Consider the following 17823-nt stretch of genomic DNA (forward strand, 5'->3'; position numbering starts at 1 on the left):
GCCTTCAACTTTGCGTTATCTTTCGTCGTTATACCTCAAAAGAACAATAACAAAACTGTCGCAGGCTTTGACCCAAGGGCAATCTGTGCTAACTCTTATGAATTAGCCAACAGGAGAGACGACATGAAGATGAAGACCCTTCTGGCCGCAGTGGCCCTGACACTGACACCTGCTTTCGCATTTGCAGCCGGTTGTAATTATGGCAAAGACGAAGTCGCAATGTCCTGTGCAAGTGGTACAGTTTGGGACGCGGCTTCGAAAAGCTGTGTTTCCACCACAAGCTAGGATCAGATCAATCCACAAAAAAGACGGTCCTTTGTGGCCGTCTTTTTTATTTTCCATATCGTCTTTGATCACCTTGGTTCTATATTCGGCTCAATATCAAAGGAGATTTCGATGCGCGCCCTTATTCTTGCAACCGCCCTGTGTATTCCAACTTTTGTTTTCGCGGCAGGGTCAGAGGACCCGACCCCACCCAAACCAACGCAAACCACAACAGAATGCAAAAGTGGCATGGTATGGGATGAAAAGACCAAAAGCTGCGTGGCGCCGCAGGAAAGCCAACTGGATGACGACGTGCTGTATCAGGCCGCGCGCGAATTTGCCTATGCTGGACAGTATGATCATTCACAAGCCGCTTTACGGGCCATGTCAGATCAAAACGATGACCGCGTTTTGACCTATATGGGTTTCACGACACGCAAAATGGGCGATGTACCCGCAGGTATGGCGTATTATAACGCGGCCCTTCAGGTGAACCCGGATAATATCTTGGCACGATCTTATATGGGTCAGGCTTTTGTCGAAGCAGGCCAGCTTGGGGCCGCGCGCGAACAGTTGAAGGAAATTCAGGCACGCGGTGGTCGCGAAAGCTGGTCTGAAACGTCGTTGAAAAAGGCAATCGAAACAGGTGACGGATATTCCTATTAATCGCTGCCGTTAAGCATCCATTCACACTCATCAGTTTAGACATGGGCCAACGACGGAGGCCCGCATGACAATCGCCTTGCCCATGGCATCGCTGGAAGACAACGCAACACCTATACGGCCGCGCGCCAAGCTATCGCTGACGCGAAAACAAAAGGCTGCTATTGTTGTGCGTTTACTGATCAGCGACGGGGCCGATCTGAAGTTGTCAGAACTTCCCGAAGACCTGCAGGCGCAGTTAACTCTGCAAATGGGGGCCATGACACATATCGACCATGATACCCTTGCCGCTGTTGCTGGTGAATTTGCCGAAGAATTGGAAGCAGTCGGTCTGTCCTTTTCCGGCGGCGTTGCTGGCGCGCTGTCTTTGCTGGATGGCAAGATCAGTTCGAAAACGGCGGCAAAGCTGCGCAAGGATGCAGGCGTCACGCGGGGCAACCCATGGGAACGCATCATCGGTCTTGGTAATGACAGACTGCTGCCTGTGTTACAGGATGAAAGTATCGAAATTGCTGCTGTTGTCTTGTCGAAACTAAAAGTGAACAAGGCCGCGGAATTACTGGGGATGCTGCCTGGTGAACGGGCGCGCCGCATCACCTATGCCGTGTCGATGACAAGTGCGGTCACCCCCGACGCCGTTGAACGCATTGGCCATTCCTTGGCCGATCAACTTGATGCCCAACCTGAACGCGCCTTTGACGATGATCCGGTCGAACGCGTTGGTGCCATTCTGAACTATTCACAATCCGCAACACGCGATGACGTTTTGAAAGGGCTTGATGAAACCGACGCCGGTTTTGCCGAAATGGTCCGCAAAGCCATTTTCACATTTGGCAATATTCCAGAACGCATTGACCCACGCGACATTCCCAAAATTACCAAAAACGTGGAGGCATCGGTTCTGATCACAGCACTTGGGGGTGCGGCAGACCTTGGATACCAAACTTCAGCCGACTTTATTCTGGATAACATGTCCAAGCGAATGGCCGATCAGATCCGTGACGAAATTGCGGCATTGGACACCATCAAGCCAGACGATGCTGAAGTTGCGATGACAAAGGTTATCGCCGAAATTCGCGAAATGGAACAAAACGGCGATCTGTTATTACTGGCGGATTGATTTGGCTTCAACCGCTTCATAAAGCAGATCCGCTTGTTATTATCGTGTACCGGTTTTATGACATTGTTTGCACTGTCAGGAAATTCGGATGACCAAACCCAAGAACAAAGGCCGCACATGGTCGGATTGGTTGACCGACAAAGTGTTGCGCGCTGTGATCATAGGCACCAAAATTCTACCCTATGATCAACGCGTTCCCATCATGGGCACTCTAACATCTCGTTTGATTGCGCCGATGGCTGGGTACATCAAACGCGCAGACAAAAACTTGGCCTATATTTACCCCGATATGACGCTGCAGGATCGGCAACGCATTGCACGTGCCGTCGCGAATAACGCCGGAAGAACAATAATCGAGACGTATTCGCCAAAGGGGTTGATGCAAAAAGCAAAGACTAGCACGGTTTCGGGCCTGGGCTTAGAGGCATTACAAAACGCGAAATTACAAGGCAAACCCGTTTTACTGGTCACCGGCCATTACGGAAACCACGAAGCCCCCCGCTATGCGTTAACTGCAATGGGTTATGAGATCGGCGGATTGTATCGCCCAATGGCAAACCAGTTCTTTAACGAACACTATGCCAATACCATGGCCGACATAAGCGGTCCGGTTTTTGCCCAGGGGCGGCGCGGAACGGCAGGGTTTGTGAAATACCTTAAACAAGGCGGCATCGCTGTTTTATTGTTCGATATCTATACCAGAAAAGGCGTGACCCTACCCTTTTTGGGAAAACCTGCGCCAACGGCCCTGTCAGCAGCAGATCTGGCATTGAAATACAACGCCATTCTTATTCCGTTTTTCGGCAAACGACGGGAAGATGGGCTGACCTTTGATATTCAGCTTGATGCACCCATTGACCACACCAGCCCGGAACAGATGCTAACAGAAATGAATACGCGTCTGGAAAAGCGTATTCACGAAAATCCTGAGCAATGGTTCTGGATACATCGGCGCTGGCGCAAAAAGGTGCGCTGAATAGCTATTTTAGCTGGGCAGCCCCATAAATTGCGCCATGGCCGTCCTTTTGAATAATCACAACCACGGGCGATGAACCGTGGGCCTCAATAGATTTACGAAACGGTTCTTGGCCGCTCCAATTATCAATCTTTTCCCAAGAGGTAACAACATTGGCATAACTCAATGTTCTGCCCGCATTTTCCCCACGTTTTATTTCAACCGTTTCCAACGGGGAATAGCGCACAAGTTGAACGATCATTGGGTTAGCAACGCTTGATAATGCCTCAATCCGTACAATATTACCGCGCCGTGTCAGCGAAATCTGAACAGGCAAATTCTGCGCTGCATGTTTTTGCAACATATCCGCCACTTGCATCGGTCGGGTTCCTACCACATGGTCAACCCCGCCGATGATCATTTGTGGGGTGTAAACCGTACGTGACCCTGCTGCATGCGCGTATGCTTTTTGCCGTTTGGTGTGCATCGGATCGGCAAAACGGTCTTTCCAGCCAATATAATCCCAGTAATCAACGTGTAATGCCAAAGCGATTACATTTTCACGGGCGGCAAGTTCGTGCAATAATTTGTCTGCCGGCGGACAACTGGAACATCCCTGTGATGTATAAAGTTCGACCACCACAGGGGTCGTGTCAGCATTGGTAATTGTACAAAGACTACTCAGACCGAACAAAGCCGACATAATTATTCTTAGCATTTCGCGTTTCTTTCCATTTTAACGTCTCAGACGTATTGCATCTGATGATCAATCGCCAATCAAGGTTTTGCGAGAAAATGCAATACTCGCCCATAGCGTGAAAATACTGTGTGCAATTGTATACAAAAATTACAAAGACCCCTTGAAACCTTAAATATCTTCGTGCAGATAGCAGCCAGCGATACCCCGCATGACCTATGTAAGGGAGGCAAGAAATGCCCATCACCGTCGGACAGGATACCTCAAAAACACGCAAAACACTTAGTGTTGGTAACAAATCTTTTGCCTATTATTCAATTCCCGCAGCAGAAGCGGCCGGTCTTGGCACGTTTTCAAAACTTCCAGCAGCACTGAAAGTCGTTTTAGAAAACATGCTGCGCTTTGAAGATGGCAAAACTGTTCACGTCGATGATATCAAGGCGTTTTCGGATTGGGCTGCCAAAGGCGGGAAAAATCCGCGCGAGATTGCATACCGCCCTGCCCGCGTACTGATGCAGGATTTTACCGGCGTGCCCGCTGTGGTCGATCTGGCCGCGATGCGCGACGGGATCGTGGCGCTTGGCGGGGATGCTGAAAAAATCAATCCGCTGAACCCTGTGGATCTGGTTATTGACCATTCGGTCATGATCGATGAATTCGGCAACCCACGTGCGTTCCAGATGAACGTGGACCGCGAATATGAACGCAATATGGAACGTTATGTCTTCCTGAAATGGGGGCAAAAAGCATTCAATAATTTCCGTGTTGTTCCCCCCGGTACTGGTATCTGTCACCAAGTCAATCTGGAGTATCTGGCCAAAACAGTTTGGTCTGACGAAGATCAGAACGGTGATCTTGTTGCCTATCCTGACACGCTTGTCGGCACAGACAGTCACACAACCATGGTAAATGGTGCTGCCGTTTTGGGCTGGGGTGTTGGCGGGATTGAGGCTGAGGCCGCTATGTTGGGTCAGCCCATTTCTATGTTGATCCCCGAAGTTATTGGTTTCAAGCTAACCGGCGCGATGGTTGAAGGCACGACCGCAACCGATCTGGTATTGCGCGTTGTTCAAATGCTGCGTGAAAAGGGTGTTGTTGGCAAATTTGTTGAATTTTACGGCGACGGGTTGGATAACCTGCCGCTGGCGGATCGTGCGACCATCGGCAACATGGCCCCGGAATACGGCGCGACCTGTGGGTTTTTCCCAATTGATGACGAAACAATCCGTTATCTGACACAAACCGGCCGCGACGAAGAAACGCTGGCGCTGGTTGAAGCCTATGCCAAGGAAAACGGCATGTGGCGGGATAGCGATTACAATCCTGTCTATACCGACACGCTTGAGTTAGACATGGGCACTGTTGTTCCTGCGATTTCGGGTCCAAAACGACCCCAGGATCACATCGCGCTTGATGGCGCCGCAGTGGAATTTGCCAAATATGTCAAAGGTGAACGTGAAGGCAAAGAAACAAGTGCCGCTGCTGAAGTGCGTTGGGAAGGCGAAGGCGGGCAGCCCGAACCACAAACAATTCCCGGTGACCAGGGCCATCATAAGCGCGGATATGTTCAGACCGAAGACGGCAATTATCAACTGCATGACGGGTCAATTGTGATTGCATCGATTACGTCGTGCACAAACACTTCGAACCCTTATGTGATGATTGGTGCGGGTCTGGTTGCGCGCAAGGCGCGGGAATTGGGCTTGAACCGTAAACCATGGGTGAAAACGTCACTTGCCCCAGGATCTCAAGTGGTCAGTGCCTATCTTGAAGCCGCAGATTTGCAGGATGATCTGGATGCGATTGGCTTTAATCTGGTGGGCTATGGCTGCACAACCTGTATCGGCAACTCTGGCCCGCTTGAGCCCGAGATATCAAAAGCCATCAATGATTATGATCTGATCGCAACTTCGGTTCTGTCAGGCAACCGTAATTTCGAAGGCCGCATCAGCCCGGATGTGCGCGCCAACTATCTAGCTTCTCCGCCCTTGGTGGTCGCATATGCGCTGGTTGGCGATATGAACGTGGATATTGCCAATGACCCGATTGGTCAGGACAAAAATGGTAACGATGTTTACTTGAAAGACATCTGGCCGTCGTCCAAAGAAATCGCTGAGCTGGTCGAAAAGACCGTGACACGGGAAGCATTTCAGTCAAAATATGCGGATGTCTTCAAGGGCGACGAAAAATGGCAGGATGTTGAGATCACCGATAGCCTGACATATGATTGGCCGACATCATCGACCTACGTTCAAAATCCGCCTTACTTCAAGGACATGGACAAGGAACCGGGAACAATCAGCAATATCGAAGACGCCAAAGTGTTGGCCATTCTGGGTGATATGATCACAACAGACCACATCAGCCCGGCCGGTTCGTTCAAAGAAACAACGCCTGCCGGTCAGTATTTGGTCGAACGTCAGGTGCCGGTGCGTGAATTCAATTCCTATGGGTCACGCCGCGGTAATCACGAGGTCATGATGCGCGGCACATTTGCCAACATTCGTATCAAGAACGAAATGCTTGATGGGGTCGAAGGTGGCTATACGCTTGGGCCGGATGGGCAACAAACCTCGATCTTCGAGGCAGCAATGGCCCATCAGGCTGAAGGCACACCATTGGTGGTTTTTGGTGGCGAACAATATGGTGCCGGATCTTCGCGGGACTGGGCTGCCAAGGGTACAAATCTGTTAGGTGTCAAAGCGGTGATCGCTGAAAGTTTCGAACGTATTCACCGATCAAATCTGGTTGGTATGGGCGTGATACCGTTCGAATTCACGAATGGTGATACACGATCCACGCTTGGTCTAAAGGGCGATGAAACAGTTTCAATCACAGGCCTTGAAGGCGACGTTAAACCCTTGATGACCGTGCCTGCTACGATCACCTTTGGCGATGGTTCCACCAAAGAGATTGAACTGAAATGCCGGATCGATACCGAGGTTGAGATCGAATACATCGAAAACGGCGGCGTTTTGCATTACGTGTTGCGTAATCTGGCTAAAGCCGCCTGATCCGCTTATCGCACCCTTGCGGGCGCTTTTCGCGAAGCGCCCGTATCATACATTTATATTGTTTTGAAAACCTTTGGGATACGTCGTATTCCTGATAACAGATAATTCAGTCGCGTTCTTTCCAGCGCACCATCTGCCGCAAGACACCATGCAAAATTTGAACATCCGCGCGGGTCAGTGGCATACGGCTCCAAAGATTGCGCAGGTTCAATTTCATAACTTCTGCTTTGGCTTCAGGATAAAAGAAATCCGCATCGCTTAACCGGCTTTCGTAATGATCTGCCAGCTTTTCAATATCAACCTGTGTTGCCCAGTCTGTGCGCGCCATATCAACAGTTTCATGCACAATATCTGTATTTTGCCGCTGCCATTCATAGGCCGTCAGTAAAACGCATTGCGCCAGATTCAATGACGGAAAATCGGGGTTAACCGGCACCGATATAATGGCATTCGCCTTGGCGATATCGTCATTTTCCATACCTGATCGTTCCGGACCGAAAAGAACCGCAACCTTGTCACCTGCTGCAATCTTTTCTGTGGCCAGCTTCATTGCATGTTCCGGACTGAACACAGGTTTGGTCAATCCACGTGGCCGCGCGGTTGTGGCAAACACATAAGTGCAATCAGCAACAGCATCGGCTGTGGCCTCACACAGCTTGGCTTCATCCAATAATCGCCCTGCTCCGCTGGCCATTGCAACAGCTTTTTGATTGGGCCATCCATCACGAGGGGCCACGATCCGCATACGATCCAATCCAAAATTCCACATTGCCCGTGCCGAAGCACCGATATTTTCACCCATCTGCGGGCGGATCAAAACGAAAAAGGGTTGTGGATCAGGTGTCATGGCGCCTGCTCTAAGCAGCCCTTGGCTTGGATGCAAGCCCACGATATGAAAGCAAAAAAGAAAGGGTGCCCAATGACCGAGGACACACAAGACCCACAGATCTATCTGATCACACCGCCCGAGTTTGAATTATCCACTTTTCCATCCCTTTTAGCACGGGTTCTGGATCAAACCCAAGTCGCCTGTGTCCGGCTAGCCCTTGCAAGCAAAGACGAAGATCATATTGCGCGAGCTGCAGACGCCTGCCGCGCTATTTGCCATGAACGCGATATTGCCTTGGTGTTGGAAAGTCATATTCTGATGGTCGAGCGTCTTGGATTGGACGGCGTCCATCTGACAGACGGCGCACGCTCTGTTCGCAAGGTACGCAAAGAACTGGGTCAAGATGCCATCGTTGGCACATTTTGCGGCAGCTCGCGCCACGAAGGACTGACGGCCGGGGAAGCCGATTGTGATTATGTCGCATTCGGCCCTGTTGGTGAAACCCCATTGGGCGATGGATCCCGTGCCAAGGCTGACTTGTTCGAATGGTGGTCTGAAATCATTGAGGTGCCCGTGATTGCCGAAGGCGCGCTAAGCATTGATCTACTTCGCGTCTTGGCTCAATCCACAGACTTTTTTGCCATCGGGGATGAGATTTGGTCAACCGATGATCCCGCCGCTACACTGGCACAGATGCAGGCAGCCATACAGGGATGACATTCGTTAAATCACATTGGCAACTGATGCTGATCACGGCAATTGTTTTTGCCCTTTGGTCGACCCCTGTAGTGTTTCCGTTGAAAATGCTTGTTGTGTTTTTTCATGAAATCTCGCACGGGTTGGCCGCAATTTTCACGGGCGGCTCAATCATCGAAATGGCACTGTCACCGCAACAGGGTGGTCATGCTGTGACAATGGGCGGCAACCGGTTTGCGATCACATCAGCGGGCTATATCGGGTCGCTGGTCTTTGGTGTTGTTCTGTTCACGCTGGCTTTGCGCACCAAGGCCGACACCTGGACGATGGGCATATTGGGCGCCGCACTGGTTGTCATTACACTGCTTTATATTCGTGCGCCCTTTGGTCTGATATTTGGCCTGATCAGCGGTAGTGCCATGCTGATCATGGCGCGCTTTGCAAGCCATCAGATCAATGATCTGGCCCTGCGGATCATCGGATTATCCAGCATGATCTATGTGCCCTATGACATCTTCAGTGACACGCTGGCCAGATCACATTTGCAGTCTGATGCATGGGCCATGGCGCAGACATTCGGAGGCACCACAATGATGTGGGGCGGGCTTTGGTTGATCATAAGCCTTGTCGTGATCGGCTTTTGCTTACGTTACAATCTGCGTGGCAACAGCAATCTGTTCTGATTATTCTGCCGCTTGCGTTGACGGATTGTTCGGATGGCTCGTCCAGTTTGCATATTCAGGCTCAACCACCTTGCCGGTTCTTGGATCAATGTCACCGGCGGTCATTGGTTCCATCGTGATGCAATCCTCAACCGGGCAAACGTTCACACACAGGTTACAGGCCACGCATTCTTCATCGATCACTTCAAACACGCGGTCGGGTGACATGCTGATCGCCTGATGACTGGTATCTTCGCACGCGGCATAACAGCGCCCGCATTTGATACAGGCATCCTGGTCAATCTTGGCCTTGGCGACATAGTTCAGGTTCAGATATTGCCAGTCGGTCACGTTGGGCACTGCACGCCCCACCACATCGGCGACAGATGCATAACCCTTTTCATCCATCCAATCACTTAAGCCTGATTTCAACTCATCCACGATCTTGAAACCATAGGTCATGGCCGCTGTACACACCTGCACATTACCACACCCAAGGCTGATAAACTCGGCCGCATCGCGCCACGTTGTGATCCCGCCAATACCGCTGATAGGCAGGCCGTGTGTTTCTGGATCACGCGCAATTTCCGACACCATGCTAAGCGCGATGGGTTTTACGGCAGGGCCACAATACCCACCATGACTGCCCTTGCCATCAATAGACGGCTCGGGCGACATCGTATCAAGATCAACAGATGTGATCGAGTTGATCGTATTGATCAGGCTGACCGCATCGGCACCACCTGCTTTGGCCGCAGCCGCAGGTTTGCGCACATCGGTGATATTAGGCGTCAGTTTCACGATCACAGGCATGCGGCTGTATTGTTTGCACCACCGTGTGACCATTTCGATATATTCCGGCACCTGACCGACAGCCGCACCCATGCCGCGTTCGCTCATCCCATGGGGACAGCCAAAGTTCAGTTCAATTCCATCGGCGCCTGTGTCTTCGACCAACGGCAGGATCGCTTTCCATGCTGCTTCTTCACAGGGCACCATCAGCGATACAATCATCGCACGATCGGGGTAATCACGTTTACAGGCCTTGATCTCGCGCAAGTTCACCTCAAGAGGGCGATCGGTGATCAGTTCGATATTGTTCAGACCCAACAAACGGCGATCTGCGCCGTAAACAGCCCCATACCGCGGACCGTTGACATTGACTACAGGCGGCCCTTCGGACCCAAGCGTTTTCCACACCACGCCACCCCATCCGGCCTCGAATGCACGGCGGACATTATATTCCTTATCTGTTGGCGGGGCCGAGGCCAGCCAAAACGGATTGGGGGATTTGATACCCAGAAAATTTGTACTTAGGTCAGCCATAGCGCGTCCTTTCCCTGTTCGGGTATGATCTGTTTAGACCATCAGTGTGTTGTGTATATCTTCCGCCGCATCACGTCCTTCGGCAACAGCGGTCACAGTCAGATCTTCGCCACCCGCCGTACAATCGCCACCGGCCCAGATCTTGGGCATGGACGTACGGCCAGCCGCATCAACCACGATTTTACCGCCCTGAATATCCAACCTATCAGGAACCGTTTCCAGCGTTTGCCCAATCGCTTTGAATATCTGATCCGCGGGCAGACGCAGGATTTCACCGGTACCGGTTAGGCCAGCGTCTGTCTGCGTCACATATTCAAATTCAGCCTCGCAAACGGATCCGTTCCCAATGATTTGACGCAACACCACATTTGTTAAAATCCGCACTCCACTTGATGTCGCATGGTCTTGTTCGTAACGCGACGCGCTCATCCGGTCCTGATCGCGGCGATAGGCAATCGTTACGTTTTCCGCCCCAAGCAGCTTGGACTGCACTGCAGCATCTACGGCCGTCATACCCCCGCCGACAACGATCACATTGCGACCAACAGGCAGTTTTGTAAGATCGCTGGCCTGACGCAGGTGTGCGATAAAGCTCACGGCATCTTCAACACCGGTCTTGTCTTCACCATCTGCGCGCAGCGCATTCACACCACCCAGACCAATACCCAAAAACACGGCATCGAATGCATCAGCTAGATCATCCAGCGATATCTCATGCCCCAGTCGAACACCGGACTTAACTGTAATGCCACCAATCTGCAGTAGCCAGTTCACTTCTTTTTCGGCGAAATTGCCGGCTGTTTTATAGGCGGCGATGCCAAATTCGTTCAGACCACCCAGTTTGCTTTTCGCATCATAAAGCGTGACGCTGTGCCCTTTCATCGCCAAACGATGTGCACAGGCCAAACCTGCAGGACCAGTACCAACAACCGCGATGGATTTTCCTGTGTCAGACGCGCGCATGAACGGGTGGACACCAGTATCCATCAATGTGTCCGTTGCAAAGCGTTGCAAACGACCGATTTCAACAGGCTTACCTTCGGCTGCTTCGCGCACGCAGGCTTCCTCGCACAAGGTTTCAGTCGGGCAAACCCGGGCGCACATGCCCCCCAGAATATTTTGGTCCAATATTGTTTTTGCTGCCGCTTCCGGAGTTCCGGTCTGAATCTGACGAATAAACAAAGGGATATCAATCGCAGTCGGACAAGCCGTTATACAAGGCGCATCATAACAAAAATAACAGCGATCCGCAGCAACGGCGGCTTCGTGGCCGTCCAATGGTGTGTAAAGATCATCAAAGTTCTTCTTGATTTCATCTTCCGAAAGGCGTCCCGAAACAATTCCCGGGGTCATGGTATTGCTGGCCATGCAAGGATCCTTGTGCAAGCTTGCTGAGAAAAGCCAATTTGCCACAGCTTTCAATTTTGGCAAATGATTAATTATGAACCACAGAATGCCGCATCATTTTTAGTGAAGTTCGAAAATTATGCCTAAAATTTCATCATTAAATATACGACACACAATGCATAACAGACCAAAACAAACGGTTGTATGCGTTTTTGCCCTTGCTATCCCCACGAGCACTTGTTGAATTGTGCCGGGTCCGATCAGACGGACAAGTGTGGGAGAATACAAAATGAATAAATACCTAGGACGTGTTGTCGTCGGTTTAGTGGTATCATCATTTGCAAGCCAAGCGTTTGCGACCGAATGGAACGTATCGGTATGGGGTAAAAGACGTGCTTTTACTGAGCATGTTGAAAAACTTGCAGAACTTGTTTCTGAAAAAACAAACGGTGAATTCACCTTCAATATCTCGTATGGTGGGTTGTCGAATAACCGTGAAAACCTTGATGGTATTTCGATCGGTGCGTTTGAAATGGCGCAATTCTGTGCAGGATATCATCGTGATAAGAATCCATCCATCACAGTGCTGGAACTTCCCTTCCTAGGCGTTGAAACGCTTGAAGACGAACGTCGGATCAGCCAGGCAATCTATGAACATCCAGCCGTAATTGAAGATCTGGCCCGCTGGAATGCTGTGCTTTTGATGCCATCACCATTGCCGCAATATAACTTTGTCGGTGTCGGCGAAGCCCCTGAAACATTGGCAGAATTCGAAGGCCTAAGCGTTCGTGCAACAGGCGGGATTGGGGCCGCGATGGAAACTGTTGGCGCTGTACCAACATCTATGTCAGCCACCGAAGTACGTCAGGCGCTGGACAGTGGCGTGGTCAAGGCCGTGTCGTTTGCTCCGCATGCGCATATGTCATTCGGAACCGTCGAATCAGGCACATGGTGGACAACCAACCTGAACCCCGGCACGGTGAATTGCCCTGTGGTCGTAAACAGCGATGCGCTTGATGCATTAAGCGACGAACATCGCGAAGCCCTGATGGGATCAATCGACGAGGCGTTGGATCATTATATCGATTATTATGAAAATAATACGATGAAAGCCTGGGGACCTTTGCTTGAAGAAAAGGAAATCCAGCAAGTGACATTCAGCGATGCTGAAATTGCAGCTTTTCGCGAAGCAGCAGCAGCCCCTGCAGCGCAGGCTTGGATTGAAGAAAACAACGCGCGCGGCCTGCCCGGGCAAGAATTGTTTGACCTGGTCACCAGCCTTGTAGCTGAAGAATAAGAGACCTCAGAAAACCGCCCGCTAATTCGGGCGGTTTTTTCCATAAAGGATACATAACATGGCAGGCAAAACGTCTGTTCTGGAAGATGGCACGCTTGTCAGCCGTGTTGACCGGGCACTTTATAAACTGGAAACCTTTTTGGCGCTTATATGCGGATTGGCCGTTTTTGGATTGATGATACTGGCCGTCATATCGGTCGGAGGTCGCAATTTCTTCAGCTCTCCCCTGCCCGGCTATGTCGATTGGATCGAACAGTTAATGCCTTTGATCGCTTTCATCGGCATTGCTTATGTGCAGCGTGATGGCGGCCATATTCGAATGGATATCGTTGTTAGCTATCTAAAGGGTCGTGCTTTATGGCTGGCCGAGATTGTCAGCGTTCTGATGATGCTGATTCTGATGATCCTGCTAGTCTGGGGAACGTGGTCGCATTTTGAACGCAGCTTTGATTTTGCAGCGCCGCTATGGAGCACAGATAGTTCTATCGATATTTATTTACCGATCTGGCCCGCCAAACTGCTGGCCCCGATTGCATTTTCAGTTCTGTGCCTGCGCCTTGTTGTACAGTTGTGGGGATATACGCGCGCGTTTGTTTTGGGTCTTGACCAACCCGCAGCCGTACCAATGGTCGAAGATGCCGCCACACAGGCGGCCAAAGAAGCAGATTCGCTGCTAAGCCGCGCAAAGGACTAATTAAAAATGGATGCGACTGATATCGGGCTTATCGTCTCGGGCGGGATGCTGGTCATGGTTATACTGGGTATGCGCGTGGGATTTGCCGCCGCCATGGCCGGTGTTGTTGGTTTAATCTGGATTTTTTGGGCACGCTTCGGATACGATCCCAGTCGGTTTGATCAGGCAATTGTTGTCGCTGTCAAAACCGCAGGCCAAGTGCCGCATTCCAAAGTGTCCAGCCAAGCGCTTAGCCTGATCCCGACATTTATTCTGATCGGATATCTGGCCTATTACGCAGGCCTGACCAAAGCCTTGTTCGAGGCCGCCAAAAGATGGGTGGCCTGGGTGCCGGGTGGTCTTGCCGTATCAACTGTTTTTGCAACGGCAGGTTTTGCTGCTGTGTCGGGTGCATCAGTCGCCACATCTGCGGTTTTCGCACGAATCGCGATCCCCGAAATGCTGAAGATCGGCTATGATAAGCGTTTTGCAGCAGGTGTGGTTGCGGCAGGTGGTACGCTGGCATCCCTTATTCCGCCATCCGCCATTCTGGTAATCTATTCGATCATCGTGGAACAGGATGTGGGCAAACTGTTGCTGGCGGGGTTCATCCCTGGGGTCTTTTCAGCAATTGTTTATGCGATTTTGATTGTTGGTCTTGCCCTTGCCCTGCCAAATTTCGGCCCCCCCGTCAAAGGCTTTACATGGGGTCAACGCTTTTCATCCTTACTGCCAGCATTTCCAATTTTCTTCGTCGTCGTGATTATTCTTTTCTTTGTCTATAACCCCATCCCGCAGACGATCACTTTATTCGGCGCAGAAATTGACACGATCATTGGCGGGGATGCCTGGGGCACCCCGACCGAAGGTGGCGCGCTTGGTGCATTCGTGGTCTTTATCATGGCCGTTTGGCGCGGAATGCGTTGGCCAGAATTAAAATCAGCCCTGCTGGAAACCGCCAAGTTAACTGTGATGATTTTTACAATCATCTGGGGCGTTCTGATCTATGTGCGCTTTTTGGGCTTCGCTGATCTGCCAAATGCGTTTTCAGACTGGATCACATCACTTGAATATTCACCGATGTTGATATTGATCATGATCCTGCTCGCCTATGCGGTCTTGGGCATGTTCATGGACGCGATCGGGATGCTTTTGCTGACATTGCCGGTGGTTTATCCCGCAGTCATGGCGCTGAACGGTGGTGAATTTGTCAGTGCGGCTGACAGTACATTCGGCATGTCCGGCCCAATGTGCGCAATCTGGTTCGGGATACTAGTGGTTAAAATGGCAGAATTCTGTCTAATCACGCCCCCCATCGGCCTGAATTGCTTTGTGGTGGCAGGCGTTCGTGATGATCTAAGTGTTCAAGACGTGTTTAAAGGCGTCACACCGTTTTTTATCGCAGATGGCATTACAATTGCGCTTCTGGTCTCATTCCCGATGATCGTGTTGTGGTTGCCCAGTCAGGTTTGATTGGCCCCTTAGCGATACAAAAGTGACTGACCATTGGCGAACAGGTGAATTTTGTCTGGGTTTGCAGTCATCTTAAGCGTCTTGCCGCGTATGCCTGCATGAATGCCAAGCAGTTTCGCAATCACAGAGTCATGTTCCGGGGCTGATTTGGCGAAATAGATTAACGTGACTTCACCCAAGGCTTCCTTGAAATCCACTACGCCTTCGAACGCATAATCATCGCCGTCGGTGGCGATCATATCCTCGGGACGAATACCAACATTCACCTTAAGGCCTTTATCGCCCTCTTGCGTGGGGATATCGACACGTAACAGACCATTGCCTTCGGGCATATGCACCAATGTTTGCGGGCCTGTTTCGGCTATTTCACCGGCCAACAGGTTCATCTGGGGCGATCCGATGAATTGCGCCACGAATTCGTTTTCTGGGCGTTCATACAGATCCAACGGTGTTCCCACCTGTGCAATACCTTTGTTGGCCAAAACAACGATCCGACTGGCCAGCGTCATCGCTTCGACCTGATCGTGCGTCACATAGATCATGGTACTGTCTGGCATCGCTTCTTTTAACTGCGCGATCTCGATCCGGGTGGCGACCCGCAATGCTGCATCAAGGTTTGAAAGCGGTTCATCGAACAAATACACTTTTGGATCGCGCACAATCGCGCGGCCAATAGCAACACGCTGACGCTGACCGCCTGACAAGGCTTTGGGCAACCGGTCCAGATATTCACCCAATTGCAGCGCATTGGCAGCGCGGTCAACGGACTCTTGAATTTCGGCTTTGGTTTTACCCGCCAACTTTAGCGCAAAGGCCATGTTATCGCGCACGGTCATATGCGGATAAAGCGCATAGGATTGAAACACCATCGCGATACCACGCTGTGACGGGGGCACGTCATTCACAACAGTTCCGTCGATTTCAAGCGTGCCATCAGATATCTTTTCCAGCCCAGCAATCATTCGCAAAAGCGTAGATTTACCGCACCCCGATGGACCAACAAAGACAATCAGTTCACCGGTTTGGATATCAAGGTTGATATCTTTCAACACTTCAACCGTGCCACCATAGACTTTGGCGACGTTGCTTAGCTTAAGATCAGCCATGCGGTTTCCCTCCCCCTTTTTTTGTTTCTTATGTCTTCCGAAGCGCCAGATGTGGCTGCCACGGCCCAAGATGTAATTTCCCGTCAGCACTTACGCCGGCACTGCCAAGTTCGGCCCCGATTTGTTGCCACTTGCCTTTAGGCAATTCAAAATCAGACGGTGTGTCGCTTAGATTGAACGCGCAGAATATTTCTTCGTTGGCATGCGTGCGTGTAAAGTAAAGAACGTCGCCCAAGACACTGACTTTGCTTTGTTTTCCCTTAATCAACGCAGGATGGGTCTTGCGAAAAGCAATCGCGCGTCGATAATGATGCAAAATCGCAGCCGGATCATGTTCTTGTGCCGAAACAGAGCGGTTCAGGTGATCGTGACTCACTGGCAACCAGGGCGTTCCACTGGTTGTAAAACCACCGTTTTGATTTGACGGTTCCCACACCATGGGCGTGCGACAGCCATCGCGTCCTTTGAATTCGGGCCAGAATTCGATGCCATATGGATCTTGCAGATCTTCAAATGCAACATCAGCCTCGGGCAATCCAAGTTCTTCGCCTTGATACAGACACACGGACCCGCGCAGGGAGAGGATCAGCGTGGCAAACAAACGTTGCGCCGCAGGCGTCAGATCCCACCGGGTGACGTGACGTATGACGTCATGATTGGAAAAAGCCCAACAGGCCCATCCAGTCGGTGCCACGTCGTCAAGTTTTCCAAAAACATCTGCGACGCGCTTTGCTGTCAGCTGATCTTTTGCAAGAAACTCAAAGGCATAGCACATATGAACGAAATCATCACCCGCTGTGTATTGCCCTAAAATCTCAAGCCCGAATTGCGCATCACCCACTTCGCCCACTGTTGTCGTACCGGGGTATTCATCTAGAAGTGCGCGGTACTTCCGAAGAAACTCAAGGTTTTCCGGTTGGTTTTTGGAATACAGATGCCGCTGGTGATTATAAGGATTCACCGAAGGCGCGATGTTGGCATTGCGTTCTTCGGGCGGCAATGCCGGGTTATCGCGCAATTCCTTGTCTGCGAAATAAAAGTTAATCGTATCCAGCCTGAAGCCATCCACACCGCGATCCAGCCAAAACCGTGTGACGTCCAGCAAAGCCTGTTGCACATCAGGGTTGTGGAAGTTCAGATCGGGCTGCGACACTAGGAAATTATGCAGATAGTATTGCTCGCGCCGCGCATCCCATTGCCAAGCCGAACCGCCAAAGATTGATAACCAGTTATTAGGCGGCGTTCCATCAGGTTTCGGATCTGCCCAGACATACCAGTCAGATTTCGGATCATCGTGGCTTTGGCGCGATTGTTCAAACCAGGCATGTTGATCTGACGTGTGGCTGAGCACCAGATCAATCATCACCTTCAGTCCAAACTTATGTGCCGTGTCCACAACCGCATCAAAATCAGCCAGACTGCCAAACATCGGATCAACATCGCAATAATCACTAACGTCATACCCGAAATCCTTCATCGGTGATGTGAAGAACGGCGAAATCCAGATCGCATCCACACCAAGCGACGCGATATAGGGCAAACGCTGCACGATCCCCAACAAATCCCCGATACCATCGCCGTTGCTGTCTTGGTAACTGCGCGGATAGATCTGATAGATCACCGCCCCGCGCCACCAATCATTATCGACTTTCCGCGATGAACCCGCTTGCATATCAGCCACCACATTCATGTTGTCAGAAC

16 protein-coding genes are annotated in these 17823 nt (G+C 51.0%); 10 read left to right on the forward strand and 6 right to left on the reverse strand.

Annotation, left to right across the window (positions count from 1 at the left end):
• The first annotated feature begins 123 nt into the window (after nt 1-123).
• From HRQ87_RS11655 to HRQ87_RS11670, 4 genes are all read left to right on the forward strand, one after another.
• Nucleotides 124-285 carry a carbohydrate-binding module family 14 protein gene (locus HRQ87_RS11655; protein ID WP_174138488.1) on the forward strand — a complete coding sequence of 54 codons (162 nt, stop codon included), beginning with the start codon at nt 124-126 and terminating at the stop codon, nt 283-285.
• Between the two features lie 111 nt (nt 286-396).
• Nucleotides 397-930, forward strand: coding sequence for a tetratricopeptide repeat protein (locus HRQ87_RS11660; RefSeq protein ID WP_174138489.1), 534 nt, complete (start codon nt 397-399; stop codon nt 928-930).
• Between the two features lie 64 nt (nt 931-994).
• Nucleotides 995-2047: a flagellar motor switch protein FliG gene (locus HRQ87_RS11665; RefSeq protein ID WP_174138490.1), complete on the forward strand. Its 1053-nt coding sequence runs from the start codon at nt 995-997 to the stop codon at nt 2045-2047.
• A gap of 88 nt (nt 2048-2135) precedes the next feature.
• Nucleotides 2136-3023 carry a lysophospholipid acyltransferase family protein gene (locus tag HRQ87_RS11670; RefSeq protein WP_174138492.1) on the forward strand — a complete coding sequence of 296 codons (888 nt, stop codon included), beginning with the start codon at nt 2136-2138 and terminating at the stop codon, nt 3021-3023.
• Nucleotides 3024-3027: 4 nt separating this feature from the next.
• Here HRQ87_RS11670 and HRQ87_RS11675 read toward each other — a convergent pair whose 3' ends face one another.
• Nucleotides 3028-3720 (reverse strand): DUF1223 domain-containing protein, encoded by a 693-nt coding sequence (locus tag HRQ87_RS11675; RefSeq protein WP_174138494.1) that lies wholly within the window; start codon nt 3718-3720, stop codon nt 3028-3030.
• Nucleotides 3721-3935: 215 nt separating this feature from the next.
• Between HRQ87_RS11675 and acnA the strand changes: the two genes are divergently transcribed.
• Nucleotides 3936-6713, forward strand: coding sequence for an aconitate hydratase AcnA (acnA, locus tag HRQ87_RS11680; RefSeq protein WP_174138495.1), 2778 nt, complete (start codon nt 3936-3938; stop codon nt 6711-6713).
• A 106-nt stretch (nt 6714-6819) separates the two neighbouring features.
• Here the strand turns inward: acnA and HRQ87_RS11685 are convergent, their stop codons facing one another.
• Nucleotides 6820-7560: an RNA methyltransferase gene (locus tag HRQ87_RS11685; RefSeq protein ID WP_174138496.1), complete on the reverse strand. Its 741-nt coding sequence runs from the start codon at nt 7558-7560 to the stop codon at nt 6820-6822.
• Between the two features lie 72 nt (nt 7561-7632).
• Here HRQ87_RS11685 and HRQ87_RS11690 point away from each other — a divergent pair, with 72 nt between their 5' ends.
• Both HRQ87_RS11690 and HRQ87_RS11695 read left to right on the forward strand, forming a co-directional pair.
• Nucleotides 7633-8259, forward strand: a complete 627-nt coding sequence (locus HRQ87_RS11690; RefSeq protein WP_174138497.1) for a thiamine phosphate synthase — start codon at nt 7633-7635, stop codon at nt 8257-8259.
• Nucleotides 8256-8921, forward strand: coding sequence for a M50 family metallopeptidase (locus HRQ87_RS11695; RefSeq protein WP_174138498.1), 666 nt, complete (start codon nt 8256-8258; stop codon nt 8919-8921). Before HRQ87_RS11690 ends, HRQ87_RS11695 begins: the two co-directional genes overlap by 4 nt.
• On the opposite strand, the gene preA is transcribed toward HRQ87_RS11695, so the two are convergent.
• Together preA and HRQ87_RS11705 are read right to left on the reverse strand one after the other, a co-directional pair.
• On the reverse strand, nt 8922-10226 hold the full coding sequence (preA, locus tag HRQ87_RS11700; protein ID WP_174138499.1) for an NAD-dependent dihydropyrimidine dehydrogenase subunit PreA: 1305 nt from the start codon (nt 10224-10226) through the stop codon (nt 8922-8924). It lies immediately after the preceding gene.
• A 33-nt stretch (nt 10227-10259) separates the two neighbouring features.
• Nucleotides 10260-11594: an NAD(P)-dependent oxidoreductase gene (locus HRQ87_RS11705; RefSeq protein WP_174138500.1), complete on the reverse strand. Its 1335-nt coding sequence runs from the start codon at nt 11592-11594 to the stop codon at nt 10260-10262.
• 268 nt (nt 11595-11862) lie between these two features.
• Between HRQ87_RS11705 and HRQ87_RS11710 the strand changes: the two genes are divergently transcribed.
• Genes HRQ87_RS11710 through HRQ87_RS11720 form a run of 3 tightly spaced genes read left to right on the forward strand, consistent with a single transcriptional unit; the run spans nt 11863 to nt 15016 of the window.
• Nucleotides 11863-12870: a C4-dicarboxylate TRAP transporter substrate-binding protein gene (locus tag HRQ87_RS11710; protein ID WP_174138502.1), complete on the forward strand. Its 1008-nt coding sequence runs from the start codon at nt 11863-11865 to the stop codon at nt 12868-12870.
• A 58-nt stretch (nt 12871-12928) separates the two neighbouring features.
• A complete protein-coding gene (locus HRQ87_RS11715) occupies nt 12929-13564 on the forward strand; it encodes a TRAP transporter small permease subunit (RefSeq protein ID WP_174138504.1) in 636 nt (211 codons plus the stop codon).
• 6 nt (nt 13565-13570) lie between these two features.
• Nucleotides 13571-15016, forward strand: coding sequence for a TRAP transporter large permease (locus HRQ87_RS11720; protein WP_174138506.1), 1446 nt, complete (start codon nt 13571-13573; stop codon nt 15014-15016).
• An 8-nt stretch (nt 15017-15024) separates the two neighbouring features.
• On the opposite strand, the gene HRQ87_RS11725 is transcribed toward HRQ87_RS11720, so the two are convergent.
• Nucleotides 15025-16122 (reverse strand): ABC transporter ATP-binding protein, encoded by a 1098-nt coding sequence (locus tag HRQ87_RS11725; protein ID WP_174138508.1) that lies wholly within the window; start codon nt 16120-16122, stop codon nt 15025-15027.
• A gap of 28 nt (nt 16123-16150) precedes the next feature.
• Nucleotides 16151-17812: a beta-galactosidase BglA gene (bglA, locus tag HRQ87_RS11730; protein WP_246252154.1), complete on the reverse strand. Its 1662-nt coding sequence runs from the start codon at nt 17810-17812 to the stop codon at nt 16151-16153.
• Between the last annotated feature and the right edge of the window lie 11 nt (nt 17813-17823).

Source organism: Parasulfitobacter algicola, assembly GCF_013315265.1.
Taxonomy (GTDB): domain Bacteria; phylum Pseudomonadota; class Alphaproteobacteria; order Rhodobacterales; family Rhodobacteraceae; genus Parasulfitobacter; species Parasulfitobacter algicola.

Excerpts from the sequence above, each read along its gene's own strand:
- HRQ87_RS11655 (WP_174138488.1), top strand. The coding sequence starts at position 124 with ATGAAGATGAAGACCCTTCTGGCCGCAGTGGCCCTGACACTGACACCT.
- HRQ87_RS11660 (WP_174138489.1), top strand. The coding sequence starts at position 397 with ATGCGCGCCCTTATTCTTGCAACCGCCCTGTGTATTCCAACTTTTGTT.
- HRQ87_RS11665 (WP_174138490.1), top strand. The coding sequence starts at position 995 with ATGACAATCGCCTTGCCCATGGCATCGCTGGAAGACAACGCAACACCT.
- HRQ87_RS11670 (WP_174138492.1), top strand. The coding sequence starts at position 2,136 with ATGACCAAACCCAAGAACAAAGGCCGCACATGGTCGGATTGGTTGACC.
- HRQ87_RS11675 (WP_174138494.1), bottom strand. The coding sequence starts at position 3,720 with ATGCTAAGAATAATTATGTCGGCTTTGTTCGGTCTGAGTAGTCTTTGT.
- acnA (WP_174138495.1), top strand. The coding sequence starts at position 3,936 with ATGCCCATCACCGTCGGACAGGATACCTCAAAAACACGCAAAACACTT.
- HRQ87_RS11685 (WP_174138496.1), bottom strand. The coding sequence starts at position 7,560 with ATGACACCTGATCCACAACCCTTTTTCGTTTTGATCCGCCCGCAGATG.
- HRQ87_RS11690 (WP_174138497.1), top strand. The coding sequence starts at position 7,633 with ATGACCGAGGACACACAAGACCCACAGATCTATCTGATCACACCGCCC.
- HRQ87_RS11695 (WP_174138498.1), top strand. The coding sequence starts at position 8,256 with ATGACATTCGTTAAATCACATTGGCAACTGATGCTGATCACGGCAATT.
- preA (WP_174138499.1), bottom strand. The coding sequence starts at position 10,226 with ATGGCTGACCTAAGTACAAATTTTCTGGGTATCAAATCCCCCAATCCG.
- HRQ87_RS11705 (WP_174138500.1), bottom strand. The coding sequence starts at position 11,594 with ATGGCCAGCAATACCATGACCCCGGGAATTGTTTCGGGACGCCTTTCG.
- HRQ87_RS11710 (WP_174138502.1), top strand. The coding sequence starts at position 11,863 with ATGAATAAATACCTAGGACGTGTTGTCGTCGGTTTAGTGGTATCATCA.
- HRQ87_RS11715 (WP_174138504.1), top strand. The coding sequence starts at position 12,929 with ATGGCAGGCAAAACGTCTGTTCTGGAAGATGGCACGCTTGTCAGCCGT.
- HRQ87_RS11720 (WP_174138506.1), top strand. The coding sequence starts at position 13,571 with ATGGATGCGACTGATATCGGGCTTATCGTCTCGGGCGGGATGCTGGTC.
- HRQ87_RS11725 (WP_174138508.1), bottom strand. The coding sequence starts at position 16,122 with ATGGCTGATCTTAAGCTAAGCAACGTCGCCAAAGTCTATGGTGGCACG.
- bglA (WP_246252154.1), bottom strand. The coding sequence starts at position 17,812 with ATGAATGTGGTGGCTGATATGCAAGCGGGTTCATCGCGGAAAGTCGAT.